Annotated in this window: 13 protein-coding genes; 5 read left to right on the top strand and 8 right to left on the bottom strand. The window is 53.4% G+C overall.

Translation table 11 applies throughout. The features are described 5' to 3' along the window. Positions 1-329 precede the first annotated feature (329 nt). Both HBN63_RS21050 and HBN63_RS21045 read left to right on the top strand, forming a co-directional pair. Positions 330-599, top strand: coding sequence for a hypothetical protein (locus tag HBN63_RS21050; RefSeq protein WP_170050762.1), 270 nt, complete (start codon positions 330-332; stop codon positions 597-599). After that, positions 599-1,177: a hypothetical protein gene (locus HBN63_RS21045; protein WP_170050761.1), complete on the top strand. Its 579-nt coding sequence runs from the start codon at positions 599-601 to the stop codon at positions 1,175-1,177. Before HBN63_RS21050 ends, HBN63_RS21045 begins: the two co-directional genes overlap by 1 nt. Before the next feature lie 516 nt (positions 1,178-1,693). Here HBN63_RS21045 and HBN63_RS21040 read toward each other — a convergent pair. From HBN63_RS21040 to HBN63_RS21005, 8 genes are all read right to left on the bottom strand, one after another. After that, positions 1,694-2,713 (bottom strand): zonular occludens toxin domain-containing protein, encoded by a 1,020-nt coding sequence (locus HBN63_RS21040; RefSeq protein WP_170050771.1) that lies wholly within the window; start codon positions 2,711-2,713, stop codon positions 1,694-1,696. Further along, positions 2,710-2,991 (bottom strand): DUF2523 domain-containing protein, encoded by a 282-nt coding sequence (locus HBN63_RS21035; RefSeq protein ID WP_170050770.1) that lies wholly within the window; start codon positions 2,989-2,991, stop codon positions 2,710-2,712. Before HBN63_RS21035 ends, HBN63_RS21040 begins: the two co-directional genes overlap by 4 nt. After that, positions 2,991-4,319: a virulence factor TspB C-terminal domain-related protein gene (locus tag HBN63_RS21030; protein ID WP_170050769.1), complete on the bottom strand. Its 1,329-nt coding sequence runs from the start codon at positions 4,317-4,319 to the stop codon at positions 2,991-2,993. The genes HBN63_RS21035 and HBN63_RS21030 overlap by 1 nt, the downstream gene beginning before the upstream one ends. Before the next feature lie 83 nt (positions 4,320-4,402). After that, positions 4,403-4,540 carry a major capsid protein gene (locus tag HBN63_RS21025; RefSeq protein WP_170050768.1) on the bottom strand — a complete coding sequence of 46 codons (138 nt, stop codon included), beginning with the start codon at positions 4,538-4,540 and terminating at the stop codon, positions 4,403-4,405. A 188-nt stretch (positions 4,541-4,728) separates the two neighbouring features. Then, complete coding sequence (locus HBN63_RS21020) at positions 4,729-5,076, bottom strand: hypothetical protein (protein ID WP_170050767.1); 348 nt, start codon at positions 5,074-5,076, stop codon at positions 4,729-4,731. Further along, on the bottom strand, positions 5,073-5,396 hold the full coding sequence (locus tag HBN63_RS21015) for a hypothetical protein (protein ID WP_170050766.1): 324 nt from the start codon (positions 5,394-5,396) through the stop codon (positions 5,073-5,075). The genes HBN63_RS21020 and HBN63_RS21015 overlap by 4 nt, the downstream gene beginning before the upstream one ends. Continuing rightward, on the bottom strand, positions 5,393-5,686 hold the full coding sequence (locus HBN63_RS21010; protein ID WP_170050765.1) for a hypothetical protein: 294 nt from the start codon (positions 5,684-5,686) through the stop codon (positions 5,393-5,395). The genes HBN63_RS21015 and HBN63_RS21010 overlap by 4 nt, the downstream gene beginning before the upstream one ends. Continuing rightward, the gene (locus tag HBN63_RS21005) at positions 5,683-6,807 is read right to left on the bottom strand and encodes a phage/plasmid replication protein (protein ID WP_170050764.1); all 1,125 of its coding nucleotides are present in this window, start codon (positions 6,805-6,807) and stop codon (positions 5,683-5,685) included. The genes HBN63_RS21010 and HBN63_RS21005 overlap by 4 nt, the downstream gene beginning before the upstream one ends. 154 nt (positions 6,808-6,961) lie before the next feature. Between HBN63_RS21005 and HBN63_RS21000 the strand changes: the two genes are divergently transcribed. The 3 genes from HBN63_RS21000 to HBN63_RS20990 all read left to right on the top strand — a co-directional run bounded on the left by HBN63_RS21000 (position 6,962) and on the right by HBN63_RS20990 (position 8,353). Then, positions 6,962-7,153 carry a hypothetical protein gene (locus HBN63_RS21000; RefSeq protein ID WP_170050763.1) on the top strand — a complete coding sequence of 64 codons (192 nt, stop codon included), beginning with the start codon at positions 6,962-6,964 and terminating at the stop codon, positions 7,151-7,153. A gap of 352 nt (positions 7,154-7,505) precedes the next feature. Beyond that, a complete protein-coding gene (locus HBN63_RS20995) occupies positions 7,506-7,775 on the top strand; it encodes a hypothetical protein (protein WP_170050762.1) in 270 nt (89 codons plus the stop codon). Next, complete coding sequence (locus HBN63_RS20990; RefSeq protein ID WP_170050761.1) at positions 7,775-8,353, top strand: hypothetical protein; 579 nt, start codon at positions 7,775-7,777, stop codon at positions 8,351-8,353. Before HBN63_RS20995 ends, HBN63_RS20990 begins: the two co-directional genes overlap by 1 nt. Positions 8,354-8,656 lie beyond the last annotated feature (303 nt).

Genomic DNA, 8,656 nt, shown 5'->3' with positions numbered 1-8,656 from the left:
TGGGGGTGTTACAGCACCCCCACCCCTCCCGGCGCCGGTCCAGGCGCAGACAAAGCATGGCTTCGCCACTGGCCGCTACGCGCCCATCGCAAATGTGCGGGTGTACCTCACGCGCATGAACGAGCACGCCAACTAGAGCGAAAAGCGGGTTGAACAGTGAGGGGGGCGGCCTTGCGGGCGAGGCACTGGCAGAAGTCGCGCTGATTTATCGTTACGCGCAAGGCGTTACGGATATTCCGACGAACGGTTGATTTATCGTTACGTAACGCTGGCCTATTTATCGTTACGTAACTATAATTACACCATACACACGGAACGGAGCGTTACCAATGACTCAGCGCCAAGCCCTAGCAAGCGTCGCCCCTGGCCTCTATAGAATCCTGTGCGGGATGACCGATTCAGCCGAAAAACAGCATTTCCGCAATCTTTTGCAAGGCCCCTATCTCATAGATTCCGAGCATATTTTGTTATGTGCATTCGGTGATCTGCGCGAATTTCTTGCCACTCTGCGCCGTGACGCTGGGATCCCAATGGCTCGCTATTTTGAGCTGGTCGGGGAGGCCAACCGGCTGTACAGCCAGCGCCTGGGAGTTTGCTAATGATCGATCACCTGGAAAAGCAAACCCAGCCCCTGGAGCTGGAGCCGAAGCGCGGCCGAGGCCGTCCAGCCAAAGGACAAGCGCTGAGCAATGCCGAACGCCAGCGCAGATACCGCGAGGCGCAAAAAGCGCAACGTAACGAAAAAACAAAAGTAGGCCCGGCCTGGGAAGACGTGGCAGAACTGACGAAACAAATAGATTCGCTGACTGAAGAACTGAAAAAAGCACTAGAGCGGGCAGACCTGGCAGAAGCACGGGCGGACGTAATGGGGAACGAGCTGGCCATTGTGAAAGCACAACTAAGCAAACCGGCGCGCGTAAAACGCCACCGCGATCAGCCAGCAATAGAGCTGCAAGATGAAGACGTGCCAGACAAGGGAGTATGGACGGTGCAATTCAAGCAAAAAGGACAGAGGTCGTGGGCTTCATGCGAGCCACAAATAGACTTCGAAGGGGTCCCATGGGGATTCAGAAGAACAAGACAGCATGTGCTGGATATGAGCAAGGATGCCGGTGGAACGCACTGGAGAGCTGTCAGAAATGACGGGCTAGTAATAGACCCTAAAGCTCTAAAATAGCTCGGCAGGCGTCCTGCAGGGCTGCTAAGCGGGCGTCCAGTGCAGCACCCTCCTCATCCAGCTGCGCTAACCGGCGACGCACCTGGCGAAGCTCACCAACAAGCCGGCCATAGTCCTCGAGCACATGAGATACCGCGCCCAGGTCGTCACGGCCTGGAGCGTAGAGGTGCGCGTTACGTAACAGATATTCAGGAAGGTCTAGAACTGGCATCGCATAATGGACGTTACATTAAATCGCGCCGGGAGCTTACAGCATTGTCCCGACACGATTAAACGTAACGTCACGGAAATTATGCGAAGCCTCTAGCCAGGAAGGCACCAGAACTGCGCTGTGCTTTGCGATCTGCGCGATCTGGTATCGCGCAGCGGATTTAGCCGAAAAACGCCCAAAATCGAATATAGAGCGCCCTGAAAGCATCAGGCATGAAAACAAAGTAAGTCGATACAGCTACAGCGCCAACAAACAGGCCCAGGAAGAACCCAGGCGCAAAGCGTGAACGAATGATCACGGCGGGCCTAGAGAACGTTTGCCGGTTGCTCGCCTGCTGTTGGCTGCGGTGATGTTCCCGGTACCACTCCCGGTCCTGCATTCCCATTCCGTGAACCTCCACCAGTTCCGACGATTATTGACCTGGGCAACGGGTTAATGATTGCAGAAAGGCACTGCGCATGCGAGAGCTTGAGCGCTGAGCCAGATTCGTTGAAGCACTGGCACTTAGTCGCGGAGCTGATGCAGCCAGCAATTGGCGTGACAGGCTCAGTGTCGGCCCAGTCGTACATAGACGTAGAGGTTGGCCGGCTCGGGCTGGTGGTGGCGGCGGAGCCGACACCACCCAGCGCCGAGGCGGCCAGTTGCAACGAAGCTGACTCGACGGGTTTCTCTACTGGTGCCTTGTCACTGGAAGTGCCGAACAGGTAGCTATTTTCACTGCTCATTGCGTTGTAAGTGGTCAAGCCGGCTACGACGAAAATAAAGGCGATCAGAGCGGCCAGTTTTTTCGGCATTTTGAACTTGTGGGTGTGAATCGTCGCTGACTTGTAAAGGCCGAAATGTTCCTTGGGAAACTTCCAGGGGAAGGCGTCCGCCCTCGCCTGTTCAGCACGGTCATTCGGGGAATCAACAGTGTGCTGCCAGGTGTATTTAGTGACGGTTTTAGAGCCGAAGGCACGGTAAAAATGGATGTGTTCGCCTGCGAGCTTTCTAATGTGGTGATGAAGGAAACTTTGCGACTGACTGACGAAAATCAGATCGTGGCCGGTGTGGCGGTGTACTTCCATCTGGCGCAAGCGCTCGTCTTTAACTTCGCCACGGTGCGCGGTTGATGGGTACAGGTGCGGCTGCTGGGCTTCGTCATAAATAACGAGAGAACCTTCGGGGGTATCGCGCCAGTCGTCTGGAGCTGAATGGCACTTAGGAACCTGAAGGCCGTCGATGTTGGAATAAACGGGCCTGCCCTCTTCTATCGCCTTGACGATAAGGCCGATGCAATAAAGCGTTTTGCCGCTACCAGGAACGGCGGTAATTATCGTGATCATGAGCGAACACCGAAGAAGATTTCGACAGACTTAATCGCGGCGCGGGTTAATACGGCGCTGCCGATTATCGACATTGCTTGAGGAATGCCAGCTAGGCTAATTATCTGGAAAACCTGGGGCGGCAAACTGGTCATTAAGTCTTGAACCTGATTAAGCAGTTCCTGAACAAGTTCATAAAGGCCGTAATAACTCAGCAAGCCAATACCCAGGGCAACGAAGATTTTCGCAATAACGCTTGAAATTATGTAGATACCAATAGTAACCAATATAGCAGGCATTATTCAGGCCCTCTGGCAGTACCTAAGTTGATAAAGATGGCGGCTACCAGGGCAGCGATGATGATAAGAGGCTTGATCATTCCGGCCCATTGGCAACCCGGCTCCCAAGAGAATTCGAAATCACCATGACTAGTGCTAATCATTGAAGGCCCTGGACAAGTGGCATTCGATGAAAAATTGATTTCCTTTTCAAAGTCCTCGTCTGCAATCAACTCAGAAAGGTCAGGTTCTTCCTCATTAAAAGGAGTCTTAACCCAATCAATGAATGAGCAGACAGTAGGCATAAAGTCACAGTCGGTCGGAATCTCAAGCTGGGCAGGGACTTCGGAAACCTCGGTTGATGGCTGGCCCTGGGTTTGCGTTGTAGTGCTTACAAGCGTGCCGTTCTGGTAAGTGTTGTTTGTGGTGGTAGTGGTTGTAGTGATGCTTAAAGGATTTGTTGAGAAGTCGAAGTTATGAACGGGCGTTGACTCGACAACGGTTGAAGTGCCGCTCACGTGGTCAAGGGTGGTGGTTATTGTCGGCGTGCCGGTAACAGAAGCCGGGCCATCAAATGCGGTTGAATCAGGCCCATCGAAAGTGGCAGGTATATCAGCAAGTAGCTCGGGGCCTAGCTCAGACCATTGAGGCGCGGAGATACCAGGGGAAGCAGAAACAAGCTGATCCATATCAAGAGGCGTGAAAGGTGATGGTATTGGAGCAGAAGGCCTACATGCAGAAGTTGCAGAATCATAACCGTTAGGGCAGTTAACTGTATAAGAACGAACATATCCAAAAAAATGAAACGGATTATTGGCACGGCAGGCCCATTCACTTGGACTTGTTTGAACATGGTCAAATGTTTGGCCAGAAGCAAGCCCCGCGCCATTAGACCAATACGTATTACAAGCAGCAAGACCGGTACTGAACTTGTCAGAGCCAGCAATACTTTCACGATCCCAAAAAACAACAGAAGTGACAATGCTTGGAGACTTTAATAACTGACCAGTAAGAGGATCGAATGATGCACCAGGAAGCTGCGTGATTAGGTACGTTACAGCAGCGGTAGCGCCATACTTTACAGGATTCGAGTTAAGGGCCTGCTTGATCATTCCCCCAATGCGTGAAAAAGAATAAGCACTCTTTTGTGTAACAGGGAGATTTACGCGGCCACCAGGGACGTCGAGAATCTCACCCCAATGCCGGTCTATATCAAGAGTAGTGCCGCCTTTAACAAAAGTATCCTGGGCGGATGCAGGCCGAACAACAGGCTTTTGGCGAGCAGCTTCGGCAGTTAAGACCGAAAGAGAAAGAAGCCCGAAGACACAATAACGAAGAAAACAAGCCATCCTGAATACTCCCATTCGATACCCATAACACTCTCCAAAAGAAAAGAGGGAGCATAAGCCCCCTCTTGTGTTGCAAGGCCGAATTAACGAGCCGAGCGGCGGAAGTATGCGAAAGCAACTACCACCAGGGTGACGAGAAACATAGCGCCGCCAATGGTGCCGATGTCGGTTTTCAGAGCTGAAATTGCACCCTCAACGAGGGTCATAGTTTCGGTAGGCATAGCCGTTAATTCCTTTCGTGGGAGAGAATAAAGCGCATTAAAAGGTTGAAACCCCAGGCCGTCGCGTAACACGCAAGAACACGCCAGCCAAGACTCAGCCCCTCAGCAACACTAAGAGGCGGAATTAGAGCGCCCTGCTCTACCCAACTGGCACAGACGCCATTGACTAGTTCAGCGCAGATATACATTTAGGCAGTCTTCTGTTGTTCAGAGACAGCAGTAGGCTTATTAGCCTGGGCGGGAGGATCCATAAGGCGAAGCGGTACGCCTTGAAGCGAATGTTTTATTTTTGGTTTGCCGCCGTAAGTGTCGATTTCGTCGCGAACAGGCGCGAAAACCTCAGAGCCTTCATGCTGGCGGTAAGCATTGTGAAGGCCTTCTTTATATTGCTTACCTGCAACCATGATTTCGTGAAGTGTGGTTTCTTCAAAACCATTACGATTCACGGAAACCTCACTAATGCCGACCATTGCCCATGGCTTTTCAGCGGTACCCATGGGTTTTACACCCTGAACAAAACCTCGAATAATTTTCATAGATGCACCTCAGTTGATTGGCCAAAGCCGAAGGCATCACCAACAAAAGGCGTGCCGTGTTGTTTAAATTCGCAGTAGCCGTAACGGTTGAAGTCGGCGACCAGTTGCCAGTGGCGGCGGGTTGCGCGATCGAAAGAAACGTCAGGTTGAAAATCAGGGCGAAGCCAGAGCGGCATGGGTGGGCCGACGAACTGGCGAGCGTCCAGGGTCTCGCGGAGCTGGTTGAAATCGACGGCGCCATAGTTGGTGCTGCGAGAAGTGGCAGCACGTTGCTGGTCACGGAGGGTCGGCGCCCTGCCCTGCAATTTGACCCGGTTCACTGGGTCACCAGCGAGAGGCGATCAGCCGCTACCTGGGCAACACGGCGGGCCTCGACCTGAAAAACGACCAGTACCGGCGCGCTGATCTGCATGGCCATAAACAGGCCACGGACAAAACCGGAATGCTCAGCTATGGCGAAATGCAGGTCATAGAAATCAGCGGCGTTCTTCATTTCGAGCAGAAGCCGGGTGCGTTCCTGATCGACCAAGGGAACCGGCGAGTGGTCGAACTGGAGACCACCGCGAAGGGTCATGCCCTGCCCTGGTTTGGATTCGACGGCGAGAATCATGCTGCCACCAATTGGAGGTGGCGCGGCACTACAGCCGGGCGGTAAAACGCTGGTGTAGGCATGGCGAAAACACGTTCGATTTCGCGCACGTTGCGGATGAAAACAACGCCGTGGCGGGTGGCATCGAACGGAAGCTTGATGTCGATACCGATCTCACGGAGACGAGCACGATGTTTTTGAACAGCGCGAGCTTCAAGGTCAAAGCGCTGGCCACATTGCCAAAGCGCAACGTAACCGGCAGTAGTCATTGCGGCCTTGCGGTGATCGACAATGCCCTTGGCCAGCAGCTCGTCAGCCACGGTCAAAACATCAAAATTAGTGATCTCGCATTTTTCGCCAACCATGAGGAACCCCCTGTGGATTTCTCGCAACTTCTGTTCATCGAAGAGCCCCCAAAACCGGAGCCCTTCCCTCTTCAAATACTCTGATCTGCACTTGAGTTCAGAGCGCACCATGCCGACTGATGCACACCAGTCGCGCAGTTCCCGCACGTAGCGGAATTCGTCGGAATCCTCGCCAAAAGTGCGTTTCACCTTGGGCAGCAGGTGAGCATCGAGCTCAGCCGCTTTGTTGTAATTGCCGGGGTAAACCAGAGAGCCAGCTTTCTCGCCGCCCTTAGGAGTCCAGACGCACGTGTTGCCGTCCGGATACAAATAGGCAATCGAGTTGCGGAAACGCTGGCTAGAAATGCCACGAAGAAAAGCCCTCTCGTTGCCCTTGCCTACGTAGAAATTACTGGTCAGGTCGAGCCGCTGAAAAACCGCGCCATCGGCCAGATACGAACCGTCTTGAAGCTGTTGAAGCTTCTTACACTTGGTCATTTCCGGCAGGCCCAGCTCGACCAAAACGGCGTTGATGACTTTCATGCAGCCATCAAGCGTTTCGATGCCGAACACGTTATCCAGGCGATTAAGTCGGGAGGCATTGCCATCAACCGTGATCCGCCGCCCGCAAACGTGAATACGAAACGTGGTGCAGTAACTACCCTCAGCGAAAAAGGCGGGAACGCTGGTCGAAAGCAATTCTTCGGTCTCAACGTCGAATCGACGGCAGATCACATCACCGACCTTTGGCAGGTGGAAGGGGTAATCCTGGTAAGCCTTGATCCAGTCGTAAAACATGCGAAACCCTTAGCCGGAATAGACAAAAGTGATCTTGTAGCTAAATCACAAATGACATTTGCGCACTTTATAGCTGAATCACACATGACATTGCAACACGTGCAAAAATCACGTCAGTCGGAAATCACGAATGATGGCAAGGTGAAATCAAAAGATGGCGAAGACATACAGGCTGCGAGACGAGGCCGTAGAGGCGCTAAACGCCAAAAGGATCAAGCTGATCGTCGAGAGAAAAGAGGACGTGAAAGAAAGCGATCTGCTGGGGGCGCTGATCTGGAAACACCTATCAACGCTGTCAGCCCAGGACGTAAAGGCATACAGAGAAACGGTACTGGGCAAGGACTGAAACCGAACGATTGTGCGGTAAAGTGGGGGTGTTACAGCACCCCCACCCCTCCCGGCGCCGGTCCAGGCGCAGACAAAGCATGGCTTCGCCACTGGCCGCTACGCGCCCATCGCAAATGTGCGGGTGTACCTCACGCGCATGAACGAGCACGCCAACTAGAGCGAAAAGCGGGTTGAACAGTGAGGGGGGCGGCCTTGCGGGCGAGGCACTGGCAGAAGTCGCGCTGATTTATCGTTACGCGCAAGGCGTTACGGATATTCCGACGAACGGTTGATTTATCGTTACGTAACGCTGGCCTATTTATCGTTACGTAACTATAATTACACCATACACACGGAACGGAGCGTTACCAATGACTCAGCGCCAAGCCCTAGCAAGCGTCGCCCCTGGCCTCTATAGAATCCTGTGCGGGATGACCGATTCAGCCGAAAAACAGCATTTCCGCAATCTTTTGCAAGGCCCCTATCTCATAGATTCCGAGCATATTTTGTTATGTGCATTCGGTGATCTGCGCGAATTTCTTGCCACTCTGCGCCGTGACGCTGGGATCCCAATGGCTCGCTATTTTGAGCTGGTCGGGGAGGCCAACCGGCTGTACAGCCAGCGCCTGGGAGTTTGCTAATGATCGATCACCTGGAAAAGCAAACCCAGCCCCTGGAGCTGGAGCCGAAGCGCGGCCGAGGCCGTCCAGCCAAAGGACAAGCGCTGAGCAATGCCGAACGCCAGCGCAGATACCGCGAGGCGCAAAAAGCGCAACGTAACGAAAAAACAAAAGTAGGCCCGGCCTGGGAAGACGTGGCAGAACTGACGAAACAAATAGATTCGCTGACTGAAGAACTGAAAAAAGCACTAGAGCGGGCAGACCTGGCAGAAGCACGGGCGGACGTAATGGGGAACGAGCTGGCCATTGTGAAAGCACAACTAAGCAAACCGGCGCGCGTAAAACGCCACCGCGATCAGCCAGCAATAGAGCTGCAAGATGAAGACGTGCCAGACAAGGGAGTATGGACGGTGCAATTCAAGCAAAAAGGACAGAGGTCGTGGGCTTCATGCGAGCCACAAATAGACTTCGAAGGGGTCCCATGGGGATTCAGAAGAACAAGACAGCATGTGCTGGATATGAGCAAGGATGCCGGTGGAACGCACTGGAGAGCTGTCAGAAATGACGGGCTAGTAATAGACCCTAAAGCTCTAAAATAGCTCGGCAGGCGTCCTGCAGGGCTGCTAAGCGGGCGTCCAGTGCAGCACCCTCCTCATCCAGCTGCGCTAACCGGCGACGCACCTGGCGAAGCTCACCAACAAGCCGGCCATAGTCCTCGAGCACATGAGATACCGCGCCCAGGTCGTCACGGCCTGGAGCGTAGAGGTGCGCGTTACGTAACAGATATTCAGGAAGGTCTAGAACTGGCATCGCATAATGGACGTTACATTAAATCGCGCCGGGAGCTTACAGCATTGTCCCGACACGATTAAACGTAACGTCACGGAAATTATGCGAAGCCT

The sequence above is a fragment of the Pseudomonas sp. WS 5011 genome (assembly GCF_012985775.1).
GTDB lineage: Bacteria > Pseudomonadota > Gammaproteobacteria > Pseudomonadales > Pseudomonadaceae > Aquipseudomonas > Aquipseudomonas peli.
The sequence above is the reverse complement of the archived record's forward strand: the minus strand, read 5'-3'. Positions and strand labels throughout refer to the sequence as shown.

What these genes read in the sequence shown, in the direction of transcription:
- HBN63_RS21050 (WP_170050762.1), top strand. Translation starts at nt 330, where the DNA reads ATGACTCAGCGCCAAGCCCTAGCAAGCGTCGCCCCTGGCCTCTATAGA.
- HBN63_RS21045 (WP_170050761.1), top strand. Translation starts at nt 599, where the DNA reads ATGATCGATCACCTGGAAAAGCAAACCCAGCCCCTGGAGCTGGAGCCG.
- HBN63_RS21040 (WP_170050771.1), bottom strand. Translation starts at nt 2,713, where the DNA reads ATGATCACGATAATTACCGCCGTTCCTGGTAGCGGCAAAACGCTTTAT.
- HBN63_RS21035 (WP_170050770.1), bottom strand. Translation starts at nt 2,991, where the DNA reads ATGCCTGCTATATTGGTTACTATTGGTATCTACATAATTTCAAGCGTT.
- HBN63_RS21030 (WP_170050769.1), bottom strand. Translation starts at nt 4,319, where the DNA reads ATGGCTTGTTTTCTTCGTTATTGTGTCTTCGGGCTTCTTTCTCTTTCG.
- HBN63_RS21025 (WP_170050768.1), bottom strand. Translation starts at nt 4,540, where the DNA reads ATGCCTACCGAAACTATGACCCTCGTTGAGGGTGCAATTTCAGCTCTG.
- HBN63_RS21020 (WP_170050767.1), bottom strand. Translation starts at nt 5,076, where the DNA reads ATGAAAATTATTCGAGGTTTTGTTCAGGGTGTAAAACCCATGGGTACC.
- HBN63_RS21010 (WP_170050765.1), bottom strand. Translation starts at nt 5,686, where the DNA reads ATGATTCTCGCCGTCGAATCCAAACCAGGGCAGGGCATGACCCTTCGC.
- HBN63_RS21005 (WP_170050764.1), bottom strand. Translation starts at nt 6,807, where the DNA reads ATGTTTTACGACTGGATCAAGGCTTACCAGGATTACCCCTTCCACCTG.
- HBN63_RS21000 (WP_170050763.1), top strand. Translation starts at nt 6,962, where the DNA reads ATGGCGAAGACATACAGGCTGCGAGACGAGGCCGTAGAGGCGCTAAAC.
- HBN63_RS20995 (WP_170050762.1), top strand. Translation starts at nt 7,506, where the DNA reads ATGACTCAGCGCCAAGCCCTAGCAAGCGTCGCCCCTGGCCTCTATAGA.
- HBN63_RS20990 (WP_170050761.1), top strand. Translation starts at nt 7,775, where the DNA reads ATGATCGATCACCTGGAAAAGCAAACCCAGCCCCTGGAGCTGGAGCCG.